The organism is Azoarcus sp. PA01, from assembly GCA_001274695.2.
In the GTDB taxonomy this organism is placed as follows: domain Bacteria; phylum Pseudomonadota; class Gammaproteobacteria; order Burkholderiales; family Rhodocyclaceae; genus Aromatoleum.
On sequence record LARU01000004.1, the window covers coordinates 508449 to 534172 of the forward strand.

Genomic DNA, 25724 nt, shown 5'->3' on the forward strand with positions numbered 1-25724 from the left:
TCCGCGGCCCGCCGATACGACAGTGAGGCGTCCTGTCAGCCGGCCTTCGCGAAGACGATGCGCCCGCCTTCGACATCGACGAGCACCTTGTCCTTTGCACCGAACTGCCCTTCCAGAATCGCCTTCGCGAGCGGATTTTCGATGCGCTCCTGGATCGCGCGCTTGAGCGGGCGCGCCCCGAACACCGGATCGAAGCCGGCCGACGCGAGCTCCGCGAGCGCCGCGTCCGACACCTCCATCGCCATGTCCAGCCGCGCCAGCCGCTTGTCGAGGTACTGGAGCTGGATGCGCGCGATGCTCGCGATGTGCTTCTCGTCGAGCGCGTGGAACACGACCACCTCGTCGATGCGGTTGACGAACTCGGGACGGAAGTAGGTCTTGACTTCGGCCATCACGGCGAGCTTGATGACTTGATAATCGTCGCCTGCCATCTGCTGGATCATCTGGCTGCCGAGGTTCGACGTCATGACGATGACGGTGTTCTTGAAGTCGACGGTGCGCCCCTGCCCGTCCGTCATGCGCCCGTCGTCGAGCACCTGCAGCAGCACGTTGAAGACGTCCGGGTGCGCCTTCTCGACCTCGTCGAACAGGATCACCGAGTAGGGTTTCCTGCGCACCTGCTCGGTCAGGTAGCCGCCCTCCTCGTAGCCGACATAGCCCGGCGGGGCGCCGATCAGGCGGGCGACCGAGTGCTTCTCCATGAATTCGCTCATGTCGATGCGGATCAGGTGCTCTTCCGAATCGAACAGGAACTCGGCGAGCGTCTTGCAGAGCTCGGTCTTGCCGACGCCGGTGGGCCCCAGGAACAGGAACGAGCCGTACGGGCGGTTCTCGTCCGAAAGGCCGGCGCGCGAGCGACGGATCGCATCTGCAACGAGCCTCACCGCTTCGTCCTGCCCGACGACGCGCTGGTGCAGCCGCTCTTCCATCTTCAGCAGCTTCTCGCGCTCGCCCTGCATCATTTTGCTGACCGGAATTCCGGTCGCACGCGACACGACTTCGGCGATCTCCTCGGTACCGACCTCGGTGCGCAACAGCTTGAACTTGCGCTCGCCGCTGCCGGCCGATTCCGCCGCCTTCAGCTGCGCCTCGAGCTGCGGCAATTTGCCGTATTGCAGCTCGGCGAGCTTGTCGTACTGGCCTTTCCGCTGCATCTCGGCCATCTGCGTGCGCAGCGCCTCGATCTCTTCCTTGATGTGCTGGCTGCCCTGCACGCTCGCCTTTTCCGAGCGCCAGATCTCGTCGAGGTTCGCGTATTCGCGCTCGAGCTTGTCGATCTCGTCGCGGATCAGCACGAGACGCTTCTGCGACGCCTCGTCGGTTTCCCGCTTCACCGCTTCCTGCTCGATCTTGAGCTGGATCAGGCGACGCTCGAGCTTGTCCATGACTTCCGGCTTCGAGTCGATCTCCATCTTGATTCGCGCCGCGGCCTCGTCGATCAGGTCGATCGCCTTGTCGGGCAGGAACCGGTCGGTGATGTAGCGATGCGACAGCTCGGCGGCGGCGACGATCGCCGGGTCGGTGATGTCGACGCCGTGGTGCAGCTCGTATTTTTCCTGCAGCCCGCGCAGGATCGCGATCGTCGACTCGACGCTCGGCTCGTCCACGAGCACTTTCTGGAAGCGCCGTTCGAGCGCAGCATCCTTTTCGATGTACTTGCGATATTCGTCGAGCGTCGTCGCGCCGATGCAGTGCAGTTCGCCGCGCGCCAGCGCCGGCTTCAGCATGTTGCCGGCGTCGATCGCGCCTTCGGCCTTGCCGGCGCCGACCATCGTGTGCAGCTCGTCGATGAAGACGATGATCCGCCCTTCTTCCTGCGCGATCTCCTTCAGCACGGCTTTCAGCCGTTCCTCGAATTCGCCGCGGTATTTCGCCCCCGCGAGCAGCGCCGCCATGTCGAGCGACAGCACCCGCTTGCCCTTCAGCGTTTCGGGAACTTCGTCATTGACGATACGCTGCGCCAAGCCCTCGACGATCGCTGTCTTGCCGACTCCGGGCTCACCGATCAGCACCGGATTGTTCTTCGTGCGGCGCTGCAGGATCTGGATCGCACGGCGGATCTCGTCGTCGCGACCGATCACCGGGTCGAGTTTGCCTGCCCGGGCGCGCTCGGTGAGGTCGAGACAATACTTGTTGAGCGCTTCGCGCTGGCCTTCGGCATCCTGGCTGCCGACACCGGAACCGCCCCGCACCGCCGTGATCGCCGCTTCGAGCGGCTTGCGCGCCAGGCCGTGCTCTTTCAGCAGGCGCCCGGTCTCGCCCTTGTCCTCGGTGAGCGCGAGCAGAAACATCTCGCTGGCGATGAACTGGTCGCCGCGCTTCTGGGCTTCGCGATCGGCGAGATTCAGGAGATTCGAAAGGTCGCGCCCGATCTGCACTTCGCCGCCGTGCCCTTCGACTTTCGGCAGCCGCGTCAGCGCCTTGTCGAGCGCAGCCTTGAGCGGCGGCACATTGACGCCGGCCCGCTGCAGCAGCGAGACGATGCCCGCATCCTCCTGGCCGAGCATCGCCAGCAGCAGGTGCTGGGGTTCGATGAACTGCTGGTCGTTGCCGACTGCGATGCTCTGAGCATCGGAAAGAGCCTGCTGGAACTTCGTCGTGAGCTTGTCGAAGCGCATGGTGTGCGTTCCTGTTCTGAGTGGATTGCCATCGAAGATGGGGGCACGGACAACAAAGTCAACGGTTCAAAGTCAGCGGTTCGCCGAAACCGGTGACCGCGTCCGGCCAATGCCAGAGGGAAACATGCGGGCGAATGTTGCTGCAGTGCAACGGGTACAGGCAGTGCGGTATTACGCCGATTCCATCCTACTGTAATATATCCGGATGCCGGGGCGAGGGAGCGGCGGCGCACGTACGGCGCCCGCAGCGCTTGGTAGTTCCAGTGTTCAAACTTTGCGCGTGGAGAAAGAATATGGCAACGAAACAGGACCAGATCAACGAGCTTCAGAAGAAAAATCTCGAAGCGGCGGTGCGTCTGGCGCAGATGTCGATCGAAAACTCGCAGCGCATCATGGAACTGCAGGTTGCGGTGGCGAAGAGCCTGTTCGAAGAGGGTGTGGAGAGCGCCAAGGCGCTTTCCAGCGTCAAGGATCCGCAGCAGGCGATCGAACTGCGCACGCAGTACGCCCAGAGCACGACGGAAAAGATGCTGTCGTGCGCACGTGAAATGGCGGAACTGACGAATCGTACCCAGGCCGAAGTCGGAAAGCTCGTCGGCGAGCAACTGTCCACAGGCGGCAAGGAGATGTTCGAGGCGATGCAGAAGATGTTCACCGGCATGCCGATCAACGACCAGAATGCGATGACTGCGCTCCAGACCGCAATGGACACGACGCGCTCGGCCTTCGAGCAGATGACGCGCGCTTCATCCGAAGCGTTCCAGATGTTCACGCAACCGGGTGGCACCAAGCCGAAGAAGTAAGCCCGGTCCGGTTGCAACAACGGCGCCGTGGGCGCCGTTTCTCCGTCGTGCGGTTTTTCCGACGCTTTCCCGGCGCTTCCCGATTCTCCCGCCGCTTGCGGATCGCGCTGCGGCCTTGCTGCGCTCCCGCCGCAAATGCAGCCGCGTCAGCTCTGCGGCGGCGACTCCGACTTCGTCTCCCAGCGCGCCGCTGCGCTGTCGTCGCTATCTCGCGCATCGACCCAATGCGCGCCGTCCGGTGTTTCCTCGAGCTTCCAGAAAGGCGCGCGGGTCTTCAGATAGTCCATGACAAACTCGCATGCCGCGAACGCCTCGCCGCGATGAGCACCGGCGACGCCGACGAAGACGATGCGGTCTCCCGGCTCGAGCCTGCCGTAGCGATGGATCACGCGCACGTCGTCGAGTTGCCAGCGCCGCCGGGCTTCGCCGACGATGTCTTCGAGCGAGCGCTCGGTCATTCCCGGATAGTGCTCGAGCGTCATCGCCGCGACTTCGGCACCGCCGCTGACGTCCCGCACCAGGCCGACGAAGCTCGCCACGGCTCCAACCTGGGGCCGCCCCTGCGACAGCGCGGCAATCTCGGCGCCGACGTCGAAATCTGCTTGCTGGACGCTTACCGACATGTTTCAGCCTCCGGTGACCGGCGGAAAGAAAGCGATCTCGTCGCCGGGGCCGACGGGCTCGCCCGGGCTCGCCATGCGCTGATTGCGGGCGGCGCGCACGTTGCGGCCTTCCGCGAGCGCGTCCCACTCGTTGCCCCGCTCGGCAAGGAAAGCGCGCAGATCACCGATCGTGCCCACCCCGGCGGGCAGCACGAACGATTCTTCGGCACGCCCGACCGCGTCCCTGAGCGACGCGAAATAAAGGATTTTGACGTTCATGATTTCAATATAACAGCTCACCATAAGGCAGAAAGCGGACCGTCACGCCGCGCGGGATCGGCGTGTCGGCCGGCACATCGACGAGGCCATCGGCCCATACGATCGACGACAGCGCTGCAGCGCCCTGGTGAGCATACAGCTCGACGCCTCCGGTGTCGTTGAAGCGCGCACGCAGGAACTCGCGACGGCGATCCGGCCGCGGCCAGTCGAAATCCGCCCGCAACGCCACGGCCCGGGGTTTCAGCGCGCTCGCCCCCTGCGTCGCAAGGATGAAGGGCCGCACCATCATCAGGAAAGTCACGAAGCTCGACACGGGGTTGCCCGGCAGACCGATGAACGCAGCTGCTCCGACGCGCCCGTACGCCAAGGGCTTGCCGGGTTTCATCGCGATCTTCCACAGGTCGAGCGAGCCTTCGGCTTCGACCGCGGGCTTCACGTGATCTTCTTCGCCGACCGAGACGCCGCCGCTCGTGAGGATCAGCTCGTGTCCTTGCGCGGCGTCGCGCAACACTGCGCGCGTCGCCTCAAGACGGTCCGGCACGATGCCAAAATCGGTGACTTCGCAACCGAGCTGCAGCAGCAGCGCGCGCAGCTGGAAGCGGTTGGAGTTATACACGCCGCCCGGGGGAAGCGGTTCGCCCGGCATGACCAGTTCGTCGCCGGTGGAAAACAGCGCGACGCGCATGCGGCGCACGACCGGCAGCTGCGCGATGCCGACCGACGCAGCGAGTCCGAGCTCCTGCGGGCGCAGCCGCGTGCCAGCCGCCAGCACCGTTTCACCGCGGGCGATCTCGCTGCCGGCCAGTCTTACCGCCTCGCCGGCGCGCGGTTGATGATTGATCACCACCGCCTCGCCCTGGTGCTCGCACATCTCCTGCATCACGACGACGTCGGCGCCGGCGGGCAGCGGTGCTCCGGTGAAGATGCGCGCGGCAGTGCCCGGCTGAAGCGGATGGCCGACACTGCCGGCGGGAATTCGCTGCGACACCGCGAGGGACGCCCCGGGCGCCGTGACATCAGCCGCGCGCAGCGCGTAGCCGTCCATCGTCGACGTGTCGAGCGCAGGTACCGAAACCGGCGAATGCAGATCGGCGGCGAGCACCCTGCCCTGCGCGACGAAGGTGTCGGCCATGTCGATCTCGCGGACCGGCTGGGCCTTGCGGATCAGCGTGTCGAGCGCTTCGTCAAAGGAGAGCATGTTGGCGTTCATGATTTACGCGGGTAACCGCGGGTAAGCAAGAATGAATTCGGCAATCGCCGCGCCGTCGTCGAGCGCAAGGGTCGGCAACGGACACTCGATCCCGGCGTTGGTCGCGACTGCGACGACGTGGGGATTGTCGGTCCACAGCGGCGGCTTGCCGTGCGCCGGGCGATGCACTTCGATCTTCGGCACGGCAGCGGCCTTGTAGCCCTCGATCAGCACGACGTCGCACGGCGACAACAGGCGCAGCTGCGCTTCGAGCGTCGGCTCCGCCTCACCGCGAAGCTCGTGCATCAGCACCCAGCGATCGTTCGACAGCATCAGCACCTGGCTGGCTCCCGCCTCGCGGTGGCGAAACGAGTCCTTGCCCGGGCGGTCGAGGTCGAAACCGTGGTGGGCGTGCTTGATGACGGACACCGAAATCCCGCGCGCGGTGAACTGGGGAATGAGCTTTTCGATCAGGGTGGTCTTGCCGCAACCGGACCAGCCGGCGATGCCGAATACGATCATCAGTGGTTCGCTCGATTCAAATGTTGAGGAGCATACAACATGCTCACGATTGTGCGCAGGGAAGCGCCACCACCGCAGCAAACCCGCCGCCGGGCGTGCGGAAATTCGTCGTCTGGCCGCGATACAGCCGCGCAACGAGAAGTTGCACGCGGCCGCGGTACACGTAATTTCGCAGGTCCATCTTCAAGTCGGTCGCGGTGCCACCGACCGACAGGCGCCGCGCGCTCGGCGGCACGAGTCGCTGCGCGATGTAGTCGCCGGCGAGGATTTCGTCGAACACCCTGCGCGTGAGCTTGTCCCCGCGATACGTCGCGCGGCTGCCGAAGCCCGAAGCAGGCTTGAAGAACAGCTCCCGGCGGTCGCGCCACAAGGCTTCGGCGTCTTCCGGCCGGACCAGGCGCGTGGCCGGGATGCCGGCCGCGAGCACCGCGCGCGTTCCGGCCTCGACGCCGATCGCCTGCAGTACCGCGTCGTCGGAGAGCAGCGCGAGATTGCGCTTGTCGGCGTACAGCGCATGGGCGCGCGGGTGCGGCGTGATCACCGCCGCCTGGGCCGCCCACGCCCGGGCGAGCGCCGCGCTTTCCGGCTCGATCAACGCGAAGTCGGTGAGGCGGTTGTAGACGAGATCGACGACGGTTTCGCCAAGCCACAGGCGCCCGTCGGCGAATTCGAGCTCGGCCGGATCGCAGATGTACGCAGCGAGCCCGTGGCGTTCGAACAGGCGCTGGAACAGCACGAATTCGGGCAGCAGGTACTGGGACTGCGGTTCGCGGTCGACGATCACGACGGTGCGCAACACCTGCTCGCCGCGCATCGCGCGCCATTCGCTGCGGAACATGTCGATGAACGCGGCTTCCGGATCGTTCGGCCCGCCTGCGGCGACGGCCGCCTCGAGCGGCGCGACTTCGGCACAGCACGCACGCTGCGCACGGGCCAGCGCAACGTTGAGCAGCGCGCCGCCGGCGTTCGTATTGATTTCGATGAGCTGCGGCCCTTCGGGGCCGAGGTGGAAGTCGTAGCCGAGAAACACGCCCGCTGCCGCAGTCGGCAGCTTCGCGGCGGGCGGCGCGTGGGCGAACGCGAGCGCCTCCCACCCCGGCAGCGCGACCACGCGCTCGACTGCGGCGACGATTTGCGCCATGCGCGCCTGGTGATGCGCAGCGACGAAAGCGACCGAATCGGCAAACAGATGCGGGCGGGTCGAGACGATCATCGACAGCAGCGCACCGTCGCGCGCGTCCCGTTCGAGTTCGCTGCGCAGGCGCTCGTGATCGAGCGACACGCACTGGCAGCCGCGATTGAGGCGTTCGGCGACGTCCAGGCCATCGCCGTCGGACAACGCGCGCAGCAACGGATCCAGTCCGGCGTCGACGGCTGTGCTCATCGGTGTCTCCATCGTATGCCCCACTTTCCGGCTCACGTGCACGGCGGTGGCGGCAGTTGTTCGAGAAACGCGACCGCCTCGGCCTCGATGCGCGTGCGCTGCATCGGCGGCAGGCTGCGCCAGATGACTTTGCCATAGGGCTTGTCGATCATGCGCGGGTCGCAGATGCACAGCACGCCGCGGTCGCGCTCGCTGCGGATCAGGCGGCCGGCGCCCTGCTTCATGTTGATCACCGCGCGCGGCAACTGGTAATGCATGAACGGGTTGCGCCCGCTCTTTTGCAGGTGCTCGACGCGTGCCGCGAGCACCGGATCGTCCGGCGGCGCGAACGGCAGTTTGTCGATTACGACCAGCGACAGCGCATCGCCCGCCACGTCGACCCCTTCCCAGAAGCTCTGGCTCGCGACCAGCACCGCATTGCCGAGACGGCGGAAACGTTCGAGCAGTTCCGTGCGCGAGCCTTCACCCTGCAGCAGCATCGGCAGCTTGTCGCCGGCGCGCTCGAGGCCGTCGGCGAGCAGGCCGTGGACGCGCCGCATCGCGCGCAGCGACGTGCACAGCACGAACGTCCGCCCGCGCGCCGCGCGTATCAGCGGCAGCGCAGTCTTCGCGACGGCTTCGACATAGTCGGGATGGTTCGGATCGGGTAGGCCGGCCGGCGCATACAGCAAGGCCTGCTCGGCGTAATCGAACGGGCTGCCCCACACCTCGGTCAATGGCGGCGGCTCGAGCCACGACAGCCCGAGTTCGTCGCAGTAGTGGCCGAAATCGCGGCCGACGGCGAGTGTCGCCGAAGTGAAAATCCACGCTCGCGGATGACTCTCAAGCTGGCGGCGGAACACCTGCGACACGTGCAGCGGCGTCGCGTTCAGCGCGGCCGACTGGGTGAACACTTCGACCCAGCGGATCAGCTCGGCTGAATCGGGCGTGCGCCAGCGCCCGAGCCGTTGCCGGATTTCGTCGCTGCGCCGCAGGCAGTTCGCGAGGCCTTCCGATCGCTCGGCCTGCGTGCCGAGGATCGCCGCGAAGCGGCCCAGTTCGTCGTCGAGCGCTTTCAGAGCCTCGTCGAATTGCGGCAGCGCGGCGGCCTGCGCCGCCGAGAGCCGCACCGGCTCCGCACCGAAAGCGAGGCGCAGGTCGCGCGCGGCTTTCTCCAGTGCCCGGCTCGCGTCGATCAGTTCGCGGCAGTCGCGCGCCCCGGCGAGGGTTTCGGAGCGCGTGTCGCGCGCGAGTTCGAGCAGCTGCGCGGTCGATACGTTCTCGCCGAAGAACAGGCTCGCGGTTTCCGGCAGCTGGTGCGCTTCGTCGAAAATTACCGCGTTGCACGCCGGCAGCAGCTCGCCCATGCCTTCGTCGCGCAGCATTACGTCGGCGAAGAACAGGTGATGATTGACGACGACGACATCGGCATCCATCGCGGCGCGCCGCGCCGAAAGCACGAAACATTCCTTGACGTTCGGGCATTCCTGGCCGAGACAGTTGTCGCGCGTCGACGTGGCGGCCAGCCACGCCGCCGAGTCTTCGCGCACGTCCGTGCATTCGGCTTTGTCGCCGCTGCGCGTCGTTTTCGCGAAGCGCGCGATCGCGCGCAGGTCGGCCGCATCCTGCGCGGTGAGGAAGCGGCCATCATGCGAATTGCGCTCGAGGTGGTACGGACAGACGTAGTTCGCGCGGCCCTTCAGCAGCGCCACGGTGACCGGCACTTTCAGCGCGGCACGCACCGTCGGCAGATCGCGATTGAAGAGCTGATCCTGCAGCGTCTTGGTGCCGGTCGACACGATCACTTTGCCCCCGGACAGGAGCGCCGGCACCAGATACGCGAATGTCTTGCCGGTGCCGGTGCCGGCTTCGGCGACGAGGACGCGGTTATCCTGCAGGGCTTCGGCGATGCGCCGTGCCATTTCGAGCTGTTGCGGGCGCGGCCGGAACGACGGCACTGCCGTCGCAAGCAATCCATCGGGAGAAAAGGCGGAATCTAGATCTGGCATGGCGCAAAACAGGAGCAGTCGGCAATGCTATCACCTGCGGGCGGCGCACGAGACGGCTTTCGCCCCGGGCTGCCTCACCACGCGCGCGCCGGCGGGGCCGCCGAGCCCGTGATGACGATCGATTGGCGCGACGCGGGCGAAGCGCCACCGACGCCGGGCTGCCCAGCCGGCCGCCTGCGGTCGTGCCGGCTCAGGCGCGATTACGAAAGCGCAGCAGCGTCCAGTATCCGAAAGCGTTCACCGGCAGGGTCTCGGTCAGCTCGAGATGCGTCAGGCCGATGAACGCCTCGAGCGGAAACAGCGGCCGGAACCCGAGCGAACGCGCGAGGGGCGCGAGGCTGCGCTCGATGCGCGACGCGAAACCGTTGCTGCGGGTGAAATGATTGACGACGACGACTTCGCCGCCGGGCCGACAGACCCGCTCGAGCTCCTGCATCATCACCGCCGGATCGGGAACCACCGAGGCGACGTACAGCGCGCTGACCTTGTCGAAGCTCGCATCCGGAAACGACAGCCGCTGCACGTCCATCGCCATCAGCGCGACATTGCGCAGATCATGGCGCTGCACCTGCAGGCTCGCGCGCGCGAGCATGTGGGGAGAAAGGTCGATGCCCGTGACCCGCGCGTAGCGGGGGTAATGACGCAACGACAAGCCCGTGCCGACGCCGACTTCGAGGACTTCCTCGCCCGGCCGGCAGTTCAGCGCCTGCACCAGCCGCCGCCGCCCGGGCTCGAAAACCGGACCGAACAGGATGTCATAGACCGGGGCATAGCGACGGTAGGCGGCAGTAATGGCTTGCTGGTCCATGTCACTCGCGACGGGTCGGATGATCAGCTCATGTTAGCAGCCGCCCGGGGATTGTGCGCGCTCAAGGCTGGAGCGGGACGAGGTGCGAAGCGGGTGCGCGGCACGCGCCCGATGCCCGGTCACTCCGTGCGATGGGCCTCGGCAAGGTAGTCGCGGCTGCGCATTTCCATCAGCCGACTGACCGTGCGGACGAATTCGTGCGCGTTGTGGCCGGTCGTGTACAGCTCAGGCGCCTCGACTTCGGCGCTCATCACGAGCTTGACGCGATGATCGTAGAGGACGTCGACGAGCCACGTGAAACGCCGCGCTTCGGACGCATTCCCGGCGCTCATGCGCGGCACCCCGGAGAGCAGCAAGGTGTGATGCTCGCGGGCGATTTCGAGATAGTCGTTCTGCGACCGCGGCCCGTCGCACAGCGTCGCGAAGTCGAACCAGATGACGCCGGGGGCGCGGCGCACGACCGGCAGCTCGCGGCCGAGCAGGTCGATCGGGCCGGTTTCGCCGTCGCTCGCGGCCAGGCGGCGGAAATCCTCGCGCATCTTGCGCTCGGCCGTGGCGTCGTCGGGCACGAGATAAATCTCGATCTTCTCCAGCGTGCGCAAGCGGTAATCGGTGCCGTGGTCCACCTCGATCACGTCGAAGCGACGCTTGATCATCTCGATCGCCGGCAGGAAATTGATGCGCTGCAGCCCGTTCGGGTAGAGGCCTTCCGGCGGATAGTTCGAGGTCATGACGAAGATCACGCCGCGTGCGAACAGCGCGTCGAGCAGGCGCCCGAGGATCATCGCGTCGGCGATGTCCGAGACGTGGAACTCGTCGAAACACAGCAGCCGCGTCTGGCGCGCGATGCGGTCGGCGACGCGCTGCAGCGGATCGGGCGCGTCGTTGAAATTCTTCAGGTCGTTCTGCACTTCCTGCATGAACGCGTGGAAATGCACGCGGCGCTTGCGCTGGTACGGCACCGCGTCGAAAAAGCAGTCCATCAGGAAGCTCTTGCCACGCCCGACGCCGCCCCAGAAATAGACGCTGCGCGGCAGGCGCGGCCGGGCGAGGAGCTTGCGCAGCGTCCCGCGGCGCGCGACCTTGAACCCGATCAGGTCGGTATAGAGCTGCTGCAGACGCTGCACCGCGGCGCGCTGCTCGGGGTCGGACTTGTAGCCGCGCGCCTTGAGCTGCGCCTCGTACGCATCGAGCATTCCGTGCTGGGCGACTTTGAGAACACGATGGGGCATGGAGGCACTGAAAAAGCGATGTTCGGAAACGAAATCAGGGGTGGCCAGGATATTCCCGCACCACCCCTGTCTTGCGGCAGGCCGACGATCAGAAATGCAACGGCCGCTTGTCCACCGCCAGCGCCGCTTCATGCACGACTTCCGACAGCGTCGGGTGAGCGTGGCAGATGCGCGCGAGGTCTTCCGCAGCGCCGCCGAACTCCATCGCGACGACCGCCTCGGAGATCAGCTCGGACGCGTTGGCGCCGATGATATGCACGCCGAGAATGCGGTCGGTGTTGGCGTCGGCGAGCATCTTGACGAAGCCGGTCGGGTCGCCGGAACCCAGCGCGCGCCCGTTCGCCATGAACGGGATCTTTCCGGCACGGTAGGCAACGCCTTCGGCCTTGAGCTGCTGCTCGCTCTTGCCGACCCACGCGATCTCGGGCGACGTGTAGATGACGCCGGGGACGGTGTCCAGATTCGCGTGACCGGCCTGTCCGGCGATGATCTCGGCGACCATCACCGCCTCTTCCATCGCCTTGTGCGCGAGCATCGGGCCGCGCACGACATCGCCGACCGCGTAGACATTCGGCAGGTTCGTGCGGCAGTGCCCGTCGACGACGATCTGGCCACGATCACTGACGTCCAGCCCGACCGTGCTCGCGTTCAGCCCGTCGGTGTTCGGCACGCGGCCGACCGAGACGATCAGCCGGTCGCATTCGAGCGTCGCTTCCTTGCCGTCCTTGCCGGTGTAGGCGATCGACACGCCATCGGCGCCGACCTTGGTTTCGCCGATCGTCACGCCGGTCCGGATATCGAGCCCCTGCTTCGTGAAGACTTTCAGCGCTTCCTTCGCGACGTCGATATCGGCGAACGACATGAAGTCCGGCAGCGCTTCCAGGACAGTCACTTCCGCGCCGAGGCGGCGCCACACCGAGCCCATCTCGAGGCCGATGACGCCGGCACCGATGACGCCGAGCTTGTTCGGCACCGAGTCGAAGTCCAGCGCCCCGACGTTGTCGCAGACGATCCTGTTGTCCACCGGAATGCCCGGCAGGTGACGCGGCTTCGAGCCGGTCGCGATGACGACATGCTTGGCCTCAATGGTTTCCGCACCAACCCTGACGACATATCCTGCCGGCCCGTTGCCTTCGAAGCTGCCGTGTCCGGCGAGGAAAGTGACCTTGTTCTTCTTGAACAGGCCTTTGATGCCGCTGGTGAGCTGGTCGACGACCTTGTTCTTGCGGCCGATCATCACCGGCACGTCGATGCTCACCTTGCCCTCGACCCTGATGCCCTGGGTCGGAAACGCGTGCTCGGCTTCCTCGAACAGGTGCGAGGTGTGCAGCAGCGCCTTCGACGGAATGCAGCCGACGTTCAGGCAGGTGCCGCCGAGGCGCGGTTCGCCTTTCGGATCGGCATAGGGATTGGACTCCGCGCACGCGGTCTTGAAGCCCAGTTGTGCAGCGCGAATCGCTGCGACGTATCCGCCCGGTCCGCCACCGATGACGAGAACGTCGAATTGCTTGTCAGCCATTATTCACTCCGGATAAATGGAACAGCATGACGGACCGGCACGACGGCTTCGCCGTGCCGGTCCGTCACGCAGCCGGTCAATCACACGTCGAGGATCAGGCGCGCGGGATCTTCCAGCGCTTCCTTCATCGCCACCAGGCCGAGCACCGCTTCGCGACCGTCGATGATGCGGTGGTCGTACGACAGCGCGAGGTAGTTGATCGGGCGGATGACGATCTGGCCGTTCTCGACGACCGGACGGTCCTTGGTGGCGTGAATGCCGAGGATCGCGGACTGAGGCGGGTTGATGATTGGCGTCGACAGCATCGACCCGAACACGCCGCCGTTCGAGATCGAGAACGTGCCGCCGGTGAGCTCTTCGAGCGACAGCTTGCCATCCTTCGCCTTTTGGCCGAATTCGGCGATCTTCTTCTCGATGTCGGCGATTGACATCTGGTCGGCGTCGCGCAGGATCGGCACGACGAGACCGCGCGGGCTGCCGACGGCGATGCCGATGTCGATGTAGCCGTGGTAGACGATGTCGCTGCCATCGACCGACGCGTTGATGATCGGGTAACGCTTAAGCGCGGTCACCGCGGCCTTGACGAAGAAGCCCATGAAGCCCAGGCGCACGCCGTACGCCTTCTCGAACTTCTCGCCGTACTGCTTGCGCAGTGCCATCACCGGCGCCATGTTGACTTCGTTGAACGTCGTCAGGATCGCGTTTTCATTCTTCGACTGGATCAGGCGCTCGGCGATGCGCGCGCGCAGGCGCGTCATCGGCACCCGCTCTTCGGCCCGGTCGCCTCCCTGCACGGGCGCTGCTGCGACGGGCGCAGCGGCGCGCGGCTGGGCGGCAACTGCGTCTTCCTTCGTCACGCGACCGCCGCGGCCCGTGCCGGAAACGTCGCCGGCAGCAACGCCCTTCTCTTCGAGGATCTTGCGCGCGGCCGGGCTAGGCGCTCCGCCGCTGGCCATCGCCAACGCCGGGGCCGGCGCGGCAACCGCCTGCACCGCTTCGACACGCTTGGCTCCAGCCGGCGCTTTCGCTTCGGTGTCGATCTGGGCGATCAGGTCGCCGCTGCCGACGTTCTCGCCGTCGGCCTTGACGATCTTTACCAGCACGCCGTCGGCCGGCGCCGGGGTTTCCAGCACGACCTTGTCGGTTTCGATATCGATGAGGTTCTCATCGCGCGACACCGCGTCGCCTTCCTTCTTGTGCCACGACACCAGCGTGGCCTCGGATACGGATTCCGACAGTTGCGGCACTTTCACTTCAATCAACATGAATTTCTCTCCCCGTGTTGTCCGGTATTGTTCGGCGTTATGAGTTGAATCAGTCCTGAAGCGGGCCGAAGGCGTTCTCGATGACCGCTTTTTGCTGTGCGTTGTGCTTCGCGTAGTAGCCGACCGCGGGCGATGCAGCCGCCGGACGCGACACCAGCAGAAGCTTGCGCTTCGGTCCGAGCACATTGACGAGGTGCTGGCGCGATGCGAGCCAGTACCACGCGCCCTGGTTGCGCGGCTCCTCCTGTGCCCAGACGACTTCCCGCGCGTTCGGGAACTGGTCGACGGCGGCGCCGAACGCAGCGGCCGGGAACGGATAGAGCTGCTCGATGCGCACCAGCGCGGTGTCCTTGATCGCGTTCTCGCGGCGATAGGCGAGCAGTTCGTAGTAAAGCTTGCCCTGGCACAGCACCACTCGCTTGACTTTCTTCGGATCGAGCGCTTCGGTCTCGCCGATGACGGTGCGGAACTGGCCGCCTTCGAGTTCGGCCAGCGTCGAAGTCGCTTCCTTGTGGCGCAGCAGCGATTTCGGCGTGATGATCACGAGCGGCTTCCTGACCTTGCGCAGCATCTGCCGGCGCAGCAGGTGGAAGATCTGCGCAGGAGTCGTCGGCACGCAGATCTGCCAGTTGTTCTCGGCGGCGTTGTTCATGAAGCGCTCGATCCGCGCCGACGAGTGCTCCGGGCCCTGGCCTTCGTAGCCGTGCGGCAGCATCAGCGTCAGCCCGCACAGGCGGCCCCACTTCGCTTCGCCCGAGCAGATGAACTGGTCGAGCACGACCTGGGCGCCGTTGACGAAGTCGCCGAACTGGGCTTCCCAGACGACAAGCTCGTTCGGCTCGGCAGTGGCGTAGCCGTATTCGAACGCGAGGACCGCCTCTTCCGAGAGCACCGAATCGAAGATCTGCAGCGTCGCCTGGCCGTCCTGGATATGCTTCAGCGGCACGTAAGTGCCCTGGTCCCAGCGCTCGCGCTTCTGGTCGTGCAGCACGGCGTGGCGGTGGAAGAAAGTGCCGCGGCCGACGTCCTCGCCGGAGATGCGCACGCCGAACCCTTGCGCGAGCAGGCTCGCGTAGGCGAGGTTCTCGCCCATGCCCCAGTCGAGCGGCAGGTCGCCCTGGCCCATCGCGATGCGGTCTTCGAGGATCTTCCTGACCCGCGGGTGCAGGCTGAAGTCTTCGGGCAGCGTCGTCAGGCGCTCGGACAGGCGCTTGAGTTCGGTCAGCGGGATCGCGGTGTCGGCTTCATCGGTGTAGGGCTGGCCGATGTAGGGCGTCCAGTCGACGGCGTACTGGCGGTTATGGCCGGACAGCACCGGGTTGTACAGCAACTGGCCCTTGTCCAGATGCTCGCGGAAGTCCTTGATCATCTTTTCCGGCTCGTCCGGCGCGCACGTGCCTTCGGTCACCAGCCGGTCGGCGTACAGCTTGCGCGTGCCCGGGTGGCTGGCGATCTTGCGGTACATCAGCGGCTGCGTGACCATCGGCTCGTCCTGCTCGTTGTGGCCGAGCTTGCGGTAGCAGACGATATCGACCACGACGTCCTTCTTGAACTCCTGGCGGAACTCGACGGCCATCGCGGTGGCGAACGCGACCGCTTCGGGGTCGTCGCCGTTCACGTGGAAGATCGGCGCTTCGACCATCTTGAAGATGTCGGTGCAGTACAGCGAGGAGCGGTAGTCGCGCGGGTCGGAGGTCGTGAAGCCGATCTGGTTGTTCACGACGATATGCACCGTGCCGCCGGTGCCATAGCCGCGCGTCTGCGAGAAGTTCAGCATCTCCTGGTTGACGCCTTGGCCCGCGACTGCGGCGTCGCCGTGGATCAGCACCGGGATGACCTGGCCCTTGGTCTCGTCGTTGCGGCGCACTTGGCGCGCATACACCGAGCCTTCGACGACCGGGTTGATGATCTCGAGGTGCGACGGGTTGAACGACAGCGTCAGATGCACCGGGCCGCCCGGGCTCATAACGTCCGACGAGAAGCCGAGGTGATACTTGACGTCGCCGGCGGTGAGGTCGGCCGCGGCCTTGCCTTCGAATTCGGCGAACAACATCGACGGCGACTTGCCCAGCGTATTGACGAGCACGTTCAGCCGCCCGCGGTGCGCCATGCCGATGACGATCTCCTGCGCGCCGAGCGTGCCGCCGACGCGGATCAGCTCGTCCATCGCGACGATCGTCGATTCGCCCCCTTCGAGCGAGAAGCGCTTCTGGCCGACGTATTTCGTGTGCAGGAACTTTTCCAGCGTCTCGGCGGCGGTGGTGCGCTCGAGGATGCGTTTTTTCATCTCGACGGAGAAGCGCGGTGTGCCGCGGACGCTCTCGAGACGGCTCTGGATCCAGCGCTTCTGACCGGTATCCGAGATGTGCATGTATTCGGAACCGATCGAGCCGCAGTAGGTTTGCCGCAGCGCTTCGAGGATTTCGCGCAGCGTCGCGTGATCGGCAGAAAAACCGTGGAACGACCCGACGTTGAAACTCTGGTTGAGGTCGCCTTCGGTGAAGCCGTAGAACGACGGTTCGAGTTCGGCGAGTTGCGGCCGCTCGGTGCGCTTGAGGGGGTCGAGATTCGCCCAGCGATTGCCGAGGAAGCGATAGGCGTTGATCAGCTGCAACGTGCTGACCTGGCGACGATCGTCGCCGCCCGCGGTCACCGTGCGCACCGGGCCGCGCTTGGCGAGTTCGGTGAATGCGGCGATGACCGGGCCATGCGCGACGTCGCGCACCGCGGCGCCGGCCTGCGCCTGGAGGGCGTCGAAATAGCCGCGCCAGGCTTCCGGCACCGCAGCCGGGTCGGCGAGGTAATTCTCGTAGAGCTCTTCGATGAATGGCGCATTCGCGCCGAACAGGTACGAAGTCGATCGGAGCTGCTTCATCATGTTGATTGCCACCTGTGTCTTGTTATCGCTGCAATCGGCGAATTGCTCCGGAGGCCCCGAAAAAAACGGGATGGCCACACCGTGCCATCCCGTCGAGGTCGTGGTCGGACTGGTTCGCCGCCTCTCCCTGTTCGTCTCTTACGGACGTTGTGCGAGCGCCGGTACGTCGCGCCGCGCTGCGCCGATGTACAACTGGCGCGGACGACCGATCTTGTATTCCGGATCGGTGATCATCTCTTCCCACTGCGTGATCCAGCCGACGGTTCGCGCCAGCGCGAAGATGCAGGTGAACATCGACGTCGGGATGCCCAGCGCCTTCTGCACGATGCCGGAGTAGAAGTCGACGTTCGGATAGAGCTTCTTCTCGACGAAATACTGGTCTTCCAGCGCGATCTTCTCGAGTTCCATCGCCAGCTTGAAGAGGCGGTCGTTCTCGAGGCCCAGCTCGCCGAGGACGTCGTAGCAGACCTGGCGCATCAGCTTCGCGCGCGGGTCGAAGTTCTTGTAGACGCGGTGGCCGAAGCCCATCAGCTTGAAGCTGTCGTTCTTGTCCTTCGCCCGCGCGATGTACTCGCCGACGCGCGACACGTCGCCGATTTCCTCGAGCATGTTCAGGCACGCTTCGTTCGCACCGCCATGCGCCGGGCCCCACAGGCAGGCGATGCCGGCGGAGATGCACGCGAACGGGTTCGCGCCCGACGAACCGGCCAGACGCACCGTCGAGGTCGAGGCGTTCTGCTCGTGATCGGCGTGCAGCGTGAAGATCGTGTCGAGCGCGCGCACCAGCACCGGATTCGGCTTGTACTCCTCGCACGGCGTGCCGAACATCATGTGCATGAAGTTCGCCGTGTAGTCGAGCTCGTTCCTCGGATACATGAACGGCTGGCCCATGTTGTACTTGTAGGCCATCGCGACGATCGTCGGCAGCTTCGCGATCAGGCGGTTGATCGAGATGTTGCGGTGCTCGGAGTCGGAGAAATCCATCGCTTCGTGATAGAAGGCCGACAGTGCGCCGACGACGCCGACCATCACCGCCATCGGATGCGCGTCACGACGGAAGCCGGTGTAGAACTTCGTCATCTGGTCGTGCAGCATCGTGTGGTTCTTGATGGTGTTCTCGAACTCCACTTTCTGCGTCCCGTTCGGGAGCTCGCCGTTCTTCAGCAGATAGGCGACTTCGAGGAAGTTGCACTTGTCGGCCAACTGCTCGATGGGATAACCGCGATAGAGCAGTTCACCCTTGTCGCCGTCGATGAACGTAATCGTGGACTTGCAGCTCGCGGTCGACAGGAAGCCCGAGTCGTAAGTGAAGAAACCGGTCTTGGCCCCCAGCGTGCGGATATCGATGACATCATTGCCATGGGTGCCGGTCATTACCGGGAATTCGACGGTCTTGCCATCGACGGTTAGCGTTGCAGTGCGTTCAGTGCTCATAGGTCATCCCTTTTGCTTGCCGGTAGTAACTACTAGCTCCCTGTAACGAACGTCCTGCTGGTCATTGCTGACGCAACAGGCCGATCATCTCCTTCCACCGGTCGTTCCCGCAGGGCTCGCTGCCGTTGACCATGGCCCAAAGCTCATGGTCCTCGCAGCGCAGCAAGTCCTCCAGATCCGCCAGTTGACCGTCCGTGAGACGGTCGAAATCCCTTTCCAGAAAGCGTGCGAAGACAAGGTCGAGCTCGAGAAAAGCCCGACGGCATTGCCAGCGCAAGCGTCCCCGGTTGATGCTCATACCGCCCGGCTGACCATCATGTCCTTGATCTTGCCGATCGCGCGCGTCGGATTGAGACTCTTCGGACAGACGTCGACGCAGTTCATGATGCTGTGGCAGCGGAACAGGCGGTACGGGTCCTCGAGGTTGTCGAGACGTTCGGTCGTCGCCTCGTCGCGCGTGTCGGCGAGGAAACGATACGCCGCCAACAGGCCCGCGGGGCCGACGAACTTGTCCGGGTTCCACCAGAACGACGGGCACGACGTCGAGCAGCATGCGCACAGGATGCATTCGTAGAGCCCGTTCAGCTCTTCGCGCTCTTCCGGCGACTGCAGGCGCTCGCGATCGGGGAGCGGATTGTCGTTGATCAGGTACGGCTTGATCGAGTGATACTGCTTGAAGAACTGGGTCATGTCGACGATCAGGTCGCGGATCACCGGCAGGCCCGGCAGCGGGCGCAGCACGATCGGCTGCGGCAGGCCATCGATGTCGGTCAGGCACGCCAGGCCGTTCTTGCCGTTGATGTTCATCGCGTCCGAACCGCACACCCCTTCGCGGCACGAGCGGCGGAACGACAGGGTGTCGTCCTTCGACTTCAGGCGAACGAGCGCGTCCAGCAGCTTCTTGTCGGACGGTTCGAGTTCGAGGGTGTAATCCTGCATGTACGGCTTGTCGTCCTTGTCCGGATCGTAGCGGTACATCTTCAGTTTGACGGTACGCTTGCTCATTTCAGTCATTCTCCCGCGCTCAGTAGGTGCGTTTCGCGAGTGCGATCGGCTCGACATCCTGCGACAGCGGCTTCATCGTCACCGGCTTGTAGTCGAGCCGATTGCCTTCGCTGTACCACAGGGTGTGCCTGAGCCACTGGTTGTCGTTGCGGCCGTTCGGGAATTCCGCCGTGTCGGGTGCGTCATCCCGCACATGTGCGCCGCGCGATTCCTTGCGCGCCTCGGCCGAAACCATCGTGGCCTTGGCGACTTCGATCAGGTTGTCGAGCTCCAGCGCTTCGGTGCGCGCGGTATTCCACACTTTCGACTTGTCCTTGATCTCGGTGCGCTTGGCACGTTCGGCAACTTCCTTGATCCTCGCGACACCTTCCTTCAGCAGGTTGTCGAAGCGGAACACGCCGGCGTGCTTCTGCATCGTGCGGCGCATCTCGAGGCCGACTTCGAACACGCTCTCGCCGTTCTTCTGTCCTTCGAGACGGGCGAGCCGCGCCAGCGACACGTCGGCAGCGTCCGCGGGCAGCGGCTTGAGGCTCAGCTGGCCGCTCTGGAAGTCCTCGACGACCGACTCGCCGGCCGACTTGCCGAACACCAGCAGGTCGAGCAGCGAGTTCGTGCCGAGCCGGTTCGCGCCATGCACCGAAGCGCACGCGCATTCGCCGGCAGCGTAGAAACCCGAGATCGGCGAGTTCGGGTTGCCGTCCTTCGGCGCCACGACCTGGCCCTTGAAGTTCGTCGGGATGCCGCCCATCTGGTAATGCGCAGTCGGCACGACCGGGATCGGCGCCTTGATCGGGTCGACGCCCGCGAACTGGATGGAGATCTCGCGGATGCCCGGCAGCCGCTTCATGATGGTTTCCGGCGACAGGTGCGTGATGTCGAGCAGCACGTGATCCTTGTCCGGACCGCAGCCGCGACCTTCGTTGATCTCGGTGACCATCGAGCGCGACACGACGTCGCGCGACGCGAGATCCTTCAGGTTCGGCGCATAGCGCTCCATGAAGCGCTCGCCGGACGCATTGCGCAGGATGCCGCCTTCGCCGCGCACGCCCTCGGTGATCAGCACGCCCGCGCCGAACACGCCGGTCGGGTGGAACTGCCAGAATTCCATGTCCTCGAGCGGAACACCGGCGCGCGCCGCCATGCCGAGGCCGTCACCGGTGTTGATGAACGCGTTCGTCGAGCTGTGGAAAATGCGTCCCGCGCCGCCGGTCGCGAAAATCGTCGCCTTCGCGTGAAAGACGCAGACTTCGCCGGTTTCCATTTCGATTGCGGTGACGCCGAGCACGTCGCCGTCGGCGTCACGGATCAGGTCGAGCGCCATCCATTCGACGAAGAACTGCGTGTTCGCGCGCACGTTGCGCTGGTACAGCGCGTGCAGCATCGCATGGCCGGTACGGTCGGCTGCGGCACAGGAGCGCGACACCGGCGCCTGGCCGTAATTCTGCGAGTGGCCGCCGAACGGGCGCTGGTAAATCTTGCCGTTGTCGGTGCGGTCGAACGGCATGCCGTAGTGTTCGAGTTCGACGACGACCTCGTTCGCCTTGCGGCACATGAATTCGATTGCATCCTGGTCGCCCAGCCAGTCCGACCCCTTGACGGTGTCGTACATGTGCCAGTGCCAGTTGTCCTCGGTAGTGTTGCCAAGCGAGGCGGCGACGCCGCCCTGAGCTGCGACGGTGTGCGAGCGCGTCGGGAACACCTTGGTCAGCACGGCGGTTTTCATTCCGGACTCGGAAAGTTGCAGGGCGGCACGCAGCCCCGCTCCACCGGCACCCACGATGACCGCGTCAAAAGTACGCTTTGCGACGTTCACGCTCACAGCCTCCAAAGAATCTGGGCAGCCCATCCGGCATAGCCGACGAGCACGAAGATCGTTACCACATGCAGGACCAGGCGGACGCCGGCCGGGTTGATGTAGTCCATGAAAATGTCCCGCACACCAATCCATGCGTGGTAGAACAAGGCGAGGAAGAACAGGAACGTGAAGAAGCGCATCACGCCGCCGCGGAACAGGCCGGACCACGCTTCATAGCTCATTTCGGGCAAGCTGAGCGCGGCAATCGCGAACAGGATCGTGAAGATCACCATGAACACGGCCGTGGCACGTTGCGCGATCCAGTCGCGCAGGCCGTAGTGAGCGCCGACAACGATACGCTTTACCATAGCTTCACCCCGACGATGATGGTCAGCGCGATGCTCACGATCAGCACGATGCGCGAGCTGCTGCGGGCGGACTTGAGGTCGGTCCCCTTGTGCAGGTCGAGCAGCAGGAAACGGATGCCGGCGCAAAAGTGGTGCAGGTACGCCCACAGCAGGCCGAGCAGCAGCAGCTTCGCGAGCGGGTTCGCCACCACACTCTTGTATGTTTCAAAGGACTCCGGCGAGCCCAGGCTGCGGTCGAACAGGAACAGCAGGAACGGCAGCATCAGGAACAGTCCTGCTCCGCTCACCCGATGAAGAATCGAGACGAAACCCGGCAGCGGGAGCCGGATCTCGTGCAGGGCCAGGAATTTCGGCCGCTGCTTGCGCACTATGGCTTCTGACATATTGTTTTACCCCTCGATGAGCGACGGTTTCCCGACGCGGTTCTCCCAGATTGCAAGGAGCCGGGATTATATACGCGGAACATGCTCCGCCCGATCCCGCCCCGGTCAGTTCAGTTCATTCAGATAAAAATGCTCCGCGGTCGAATAAAGCCCGCGCCGCCACTCGACCGGCCGGTCCCCGTACGTGTAGGTGACCCGTTCGACCGACAACAGCGGAGTTCCTTCCGGCACTTTCAGCGCCTCGCTCGTCGAGCGGTCTGCGGCCACGGCTCGCAGGCGTTCCTGCGCACGGATCATGCGCAAGCCGAAACGGGTTTCGAACAGACTGTAGAGCGAGCCGTTCCAGCTCTGCAGCACTTCCAGCGTGAGCCCCGGAAACACTTCGCCGGGCAGGTAGATCTCGTCGATGACGACGGGCTTGGCGGCGAATTTCAGCAAGCGCCGGACGATGATGATCGGATCGCCGAGCTCGATGCCCAGCATGCGTGACGCTTCCTGCCCGGCCTTCGCCCGCCAGCAGTCCATCGGCACGCTCTGCGGTGGCGCCAGATCGCCATCCATCGGCACGAGCCGCAGGAAGCGGAACAAAGCCCGCGGATCGTTATGGGACGCCACGAAAGTGCCTTTGCCCTGCTTGCGGATCAGCAGATTGTCGGCCGCCATTTCATCGATGGCCTTGCGCACCGTGCCTTGCGAAACGCTGAAGCGGGCAGCAAGTTCCTGCTCGCTCGGAATCACCTGACCGGGACGCCACTCGCCAGATTCGAGGGCCTGCAGGATGAGGCTCTTGATCTGCCGGTAAAGCGGACTGAATGTGGGGGATTCCTGTGCCATTCGCGCATTTCATCATAAAAGTTTTCCAGCGTCCATCATCTGTCTCGTGTCTTATATAAGACACGAGAGGTGAATTGACAGCGGCGGTACTTGCTTCTAACATCTTTCGGCCCCGGCGGCTGGCTTTACCAGGCACCCGAGTCGAACGCTGAACTGAAATCGCGGGCGACAGACCAATCATTCTCACTGTCTTCAATTCGCTTTAGAGGGAGTACTCACATGAGCAAAGCCCCCGTGCGCGTCGCCGTCACCGGCGCCGCCGGCCAGATCGGCTACAGCCTGCTGTTCCGCATTGCCAGCGGCGAGATGCTGGGCAAAGACCAGCCCGTGATCCTGCAACTGCTCGATCTTCCCCAGGCCCAGAAGGCGGTCAAGGGCGTGATGATGGAACTCGAGGACTGCGCGTTCCCGCTGCTCGCCGGGATGGTCGCCACCGACGACCCGAACGTCGCGTTCAAGGATGCGGACTACTGCCTGCTCGTCGGCGCCCGCCCGCGCGGCCCCGGCATGGAACGTGCCGACCTGCTGACCGCCAACGGCGCGATCTTCACCGTGCAGGGCAAGGCGATCGCCGAGAACGCGAACGAGAACGTCAAGGTGCTGGTCGTCGGCAACCCGTGCAACACCAACGCCTACATCGCCGGCGCCGCTGCGCGGAAAGTCGGTCGCACGAACCCGAACAACTACCACGGCATGCTGCGCCTGGATCACAACCGCGCGCTGTCGCAACTCGCGGCGAAGACCGACCGGCCGGTGTCGAGCCTGAAGAAGATGGTCGTGTGGGGCAACCACTCGCCGACGATGTACGCCGACTACCGTTTCTGCACGTCCAACGGCGACTCCGTCAAGGCGCTGGTGAACGATCACGCGTGGAACAACGACGTGTTCCTGCCGACCGTCGGCAAGCGCGGCGCCGCGATCATCGACGCCCGCGGGCTGTCGTCGGCCGCCTCCGCCGCGAACGCGGCGATCGACCACATGCGCGATTGGGCCCTCGGCTCGGATGACTGGGTGACGATGGGCGTGCCGTCCGACGGCTCCTACGGCATTCCGGCCGGTGTCGTGTTCGGTTTCCCGTGCGAGTGCAAGAACGGCGACTTCAAGATCATCCAGGGGCTGGAGATCGACGAATATTCGCGCGAAAAGATCAACAAGACTCTCGGCGAACTGGAAGACGAGCGCGCGGCAGTCGCCGACATGCTCAAGTAACCGTTTCCGCTTCCTTGCGAGAAAATGCCGCGGGCCAATGCCGCGGCATTTTTTTGATGGTGGAAAGCGGCGGTTCCTTGGAGAATCGAGCCCTTTCCCTTTCCCCACCCACGGAGATGTGCGATGCGACACCCTGCTGACGTCCTGTTCGCCGGCGAAAAGCCGTTTCCGGTCCTCGCCGCAGTCGATCATTACGCCGGCTCGGAAAAACTGATGAGGAAGGCGCTGGCGCTTCAGCACGAGTTGGGTCCGGTGTTCGATCTGACCTGCGATTGCGAAGACGGCGCGCGTACCGGCGCCGAAGCCGAGCACGCCGAAATGGTCGCCGATATCGTGATGTGCGGCGACAATCGCGACGGCCGCGTCGGCGCGAGAATCCATGACGTCACGCATCCTCACTGGCAGCGCGATCTCGAAATCCTCATCGCCAGGGCAGGCGGCCGGCTCGCGTTCATCACATTGCCGAAAGCGCGCTCCGCGGCCGATGCGCGCCACCAGATCGAAACCCTCCGCCGGCTCGAAGCCGCTGCCCGCACCGGACGGGAAATTCCGGTCCATGTCCTGATCGAGACGCACGGCGCGCTGCGCGAAGCGTGGGATATTGCGGCGCTGCCCGGCGTCGAATCGCTCGACTTCGGCCTGATGGATTTCGTTTCCGGCCACCACGGCGCGATTCCCGGCGCGGCAATGAAAAGTCCGGGCCAATTCACGCATCCGCTCGTCGTCCGCGCGAAAGTCGAAATCGCCGCCGCGGCCCTCGCCAACGGCGTCGTTCCATCACATAACGTGACGACCGAACTCAAGGATCTGGAACTCATCCGCCACGACGCCGAACGGGCGCGACGCGAATTCGGATACCTGCGGATGTGGAGCATTCACCCGAATCAGATTCTTCCGATCATCGAAGCGATGCGCCCAGACTTTTCCGAAGTCGAAGAAGCGAGCGGCATTCTCGCCGCTGCCCAGGAGGGTGACTGGGGCCCGATCCAGTATCGCGGAAAGCTCCACGACCGGGCCTCCTACCGCTACTACTGGGAATTGCTGCAGCGTGCCCGCTCGACCGGCATGGTCCTGCCGGACGAAGGGCGTCGCCGCTTTTTCTCGTAGTCGCGACCGGGCAGCACCTTTGCTGCCCGGATTGCGATCAGCGGCGGCGAAACTGCTGCGGGGGAGCACCTGCTCCCGCGGGCCGCTCGTCCTTGTGACGGAAACTGATGCGCGCTTTGGTCAGGTCATACGGAGACAGTTCGACGCTGACCTTGTCTCCGGCGAGGATGCGGATGCGGTGTTTGCGCATCTTCCCCGAAGCGTAGGCCTGCACTTCGACCCCATTCTCGAGCGTCACGCGAAAGCGCGTATCGGGCAGCACTTCGTTGACGACCCCTTCCATTTCCAGCAGCTCTTCTTTGGCCATTTCCTTTTCCTTTCAATCATCCATCCGGCGAGGGATTCCCCCGCGTTCGCCCTTCCTCGCCTGTCGACCGAGCATTCGCCATTTCGGGAAACACCCGCGCTTTCAGCATCCGCCCGTTTCATCGAGCGCTGCGAGGAAACCCTTTCCTTTCGGCGGCAGGAGGACGACGGATCCGACACCGGCGCAACGTCCGAG

The 25724-nt window shown here is 64.8% G+C and carries 23 protein-coding genes; 3 read left to right on the forward strand and 20 right to left on the reverse strand.

Annotation, left to right across the window (positions count from 1 at the left end; all coding sequences use genetic code 11):
- Nucleotides 1-35 precede the first annotated feature (35 nt).
- Nucleotides 36-2618 carry an ATP-dependent chaperone ClpB gene (clpB, locus tag PA01_14520; GenBank protein KON79698.1) on the reverse strand — a complete coding sequence of 861 codons (2583 nt, stop codon included), beginning with the start codon at nt 2616-2618 and terminating at the stop codon, nt 36-38.
- Nucleotides 2619-2911: 293 nt separating this feature from the next.
- Between clpB and PA01_14525 the strand changes: the two genes are divergently transcribed.
- A complete protein-coding gene (locus tag PA01_14525) occupies nt 2912-3421 on the forward strand; it encodes a phasin family protein (protein KON79699.1) in 510 nt (169 codons plus the stop codon).
- 146 nt (nt 3422-3567) lie between these two features.
- Here PA01_14525 and moaE read toward each other — a convergent pair whose 3' ends face one another.
- The 18 genes from moaE to PA01_14615 form a co-directional block, all read right to left on the reverse strand.
- Nucleotides 3568-4044 (reverse strand): molybdopterin synthase catalytic subunit MoaE, encoded by a 477-nt coding sequence (moaE, locus tag PA01_14530; protein KON79700.1) that lies wholly within the window; start codon nt 4042-4044, stop codon nt 3568-3570.
- Between the two features lie 3 nt (nt 4045-4047).
- The gene (gene moaD, locus PA01_14535) at nt 4048-4302 is read right to left on the reverse strand and encodes a molybdopterin converting factor subunit 1 (protein ID KON79701.1); all 255 of its coding nucleotides are present in this window, start codon (nt 4300-4302) and stop codon (nt 4048-4050) included.
- A 4-nt stretch (nt 4303-4306) separates the two neighbouring features.
- Entirely contained in the window at nt 4307-5512 is a 1206-nt protein-coding gene (locus PA01_14540; GenBank protein ID KON79702.1) for a molybdopterin molybdotransferase MoeA, read from the reverse strand.
- A 3-nt stretch (nt 5513-5515) separates the two neighbouring features.
- Entirely contained in the window at nt 5516-6013 is a 498-nt protein-coding gene (gene mobB, locus PA01_14545) for a molybdopterin-guanine dinucleotide biosynthesis protein B (GenBank protein ID KON79703.1), read from the reverse strand.
- 43 nt (nt 6014-6056) lie between these two features.
- A complete protein-coding gene (locus PA01_14550; protein ID KON79704.1) occupies nt 6057-7397 on the reverse strand; it encodes a hypothetical protein in 1341 nt (446 codons plus the stop codon).
- Between the two features lie 32 nt (nt 7398-7429).
- On the reverse strand, nt 7430-9385 hold the full coding sequence (locus PA01_14555; protein KON79705.1) for an ATP-dependent DNA helicase: 1956 nt from the start codon (nt 9383-9385) through the stop codon (nt 7430-7432).
- Between the two features lie 190 nt (nt 9386-9575).
- Complete coding sequence (locus PA01_14560) at nt 9576-10193, reverse strand: methyltransferase domain-containing protein (GenBank protein ID KON79706.1); 618 nt, start codon at nt 10191-10193, stop codon at nt 9576-9578.
- 119 nt (nt 10194-10312) lie between these two features.
- On the reverse strand, nt 10313-11425 hold the full coding sequence (zapE, locus tag PA01_14565) for a cell division protein ZapE (GenBank protein ID KON79707.1): 1113 nt from the start codon (nt 11423-11425) through the stop codon (nt 10313-10315).
- 88 nt (nt 11426-11513) lie between these two features.
- The gene (gene lpdA / locus PA01_14570) at nt 11514-12944 is read right to left on the reverse strand and encodes a dihydrolipoyl dehydrogenase (GenBank protein ID KON79708.1); all 1431 of its coding nucleotides are present in this window, start codon (nt 12942-12944) and stop codon (nt 11514-11516) included.
- Between the two features lie 80 nt (nt 12945-13024).
- Nucleotides 13025-14209 (reverse strand): 2-oxoglutarate dehydrogenase complex dihydrolipoyllysine-residue succinyltransferase, encoded by a 1185-nt coding sequence (odhB, locus tag PA01_14575; GenBank protein ID KON79709.1) that lies wholly within the window; start codon nt 14207-14209, stop codon nt 13025-13027.
- 49 nt (nt 14210-14258) lie between these two features.
- Nucleotides 14259-17087 carry a 2-oxoglutarate dehydrogenase E1 component gene (locus PA01_14580; GenBank protein ID KON80368.1) on the reverse strand — a complete coding sequence of 943 codons (2829 nt, stop codon included), beginning with the start codon at nt 17085-17087 and terminating at the stop codon, nt 14259-14261.
- Nucleotides 17088-17225: 138 nt separating this feature from the next.
- Complete coding sequence (gene gltA, locus PA01_14585; protein KON79710.1) at nt 17226-18521, reverse strand: citrate synthase; 1296 nt, start codon at nt 18519-18521, stop codon at nt 17226-17228.
- 61 nt (nt 18522-18582) lie between these two features.
- Complete coding sequence (locus PA01_14590; GenBank protein KON79711.1) at nt 18583-18819, reverse strand: succinate dehydrogenase assembly factor 2; 237 nt, start codon at nt 18817-18819, stop codon at nt 18583-18585.
- Complete coding sequence (locus tag PA01_14595) at nt 18816-19526, reverse strand: succinate dehydrogenase iron-sulfur subunit (protein KON80369.1); 711 nt, start codon at nt 19524-19526, stop codon at nt 18816-18818. The genes PA01_14590 and PA01_14595 overlap by 4 nt, the downstream gene beginning before the upstream one ends.
- A gap of 19 nt (nt 19527-19545) precedes the next feature.
- Nucleotides 19546-21372, reverse strand: coding sequence for a succinate dehydrogenase flavoprotein subunit (gene sdhA, locus PA01_14600; protein ID KON79712.2), 1827 nt, complete (start codon nt 21370-21372; stop codon nt 19546-19548).
- The gene (sdhD, locus tag PA01_14605; GenBank protein KON79713.1) at nt 21342-21689 is read right to left on the reverse strand and encodes a succinate dehydrogenase, hydrophobic membrane anchor protein; all 348 of its coding nucleotides are present in this window, start codon (nt 21687-21689) and stop codon (nt 21342-21344) included. Before sdhD ends, sdhA begins: the two co-directional genes overlap by 31 nt.
- Nucleotides 21683-22072 carry a succinate dehydrogenase, cytochrome b556 subunit gene (gene sdhC, locus PA01_14610; protein KON79714.1) on the reverse strand — a complete coding sequence of 130 codons (390 nt, stop codon included), beginning with the start codon at nt 22070-22072 and terminating at the stop codon, nt 21683-21685. The genes sdhD and sdhC overlap by 7 nt, the downstream gene beginning before the upstream one ends.
- Nucleotides 22073-22177: 105 nt before the next feature.
- Nucleotides 22178-22906 carry a GntR family transcriptional regulator gene (locus tag PA01_14615; protein KON79715.1) on the reverse strand — a complete coding sequence of 243 codons (729 nt, stop codon included), beginning with the start codon at nt 22904-22906 and terminating at the stop codon, nt 22178-22180.
- 219 nt (nt 22907-23125) lie between these two features.
- On the opposite strand from PA01_14615, the gene PA01_14620 reads away from it, so the two are divergent.
- Entirely contained in the window at nt 23126-24115 is a 990-nt protein-coding gene (locus PA01_14620) for a malate dehydrogenase (protein ID KON79716.1), read from the forward strand.
- 123 nt (nt 24116-24238) lie between these two features.
- Nucleotides 24239-25222 (forward strand): aldolase/citrate lyase family protein, encoded by a 984-nt coding sequence (locus tag PA01_14625; GenBank protein ID KON79717.1) that lies wholly within the window; start codon nt 24239-24241, stop codon nt 25220-25222.
- 37 nt (nt 25223-25259) lie between these two features.
- On the opposite strand, the gene infA is transcribed toward PA01_14625, so the two are convergent.
- Nucleotides 25260-25529, reverse strand: coding sequence for a translation initiation factor IF-1 (gene infA / locus PA01_14630; GenBank protein ID KON79718.1), 270 nt, complete (start codon nt 25527-25529; stop codon nt 25260-25262).
- Nucleotides 25530-25724 lie beyond the last annotated feature (195 nt).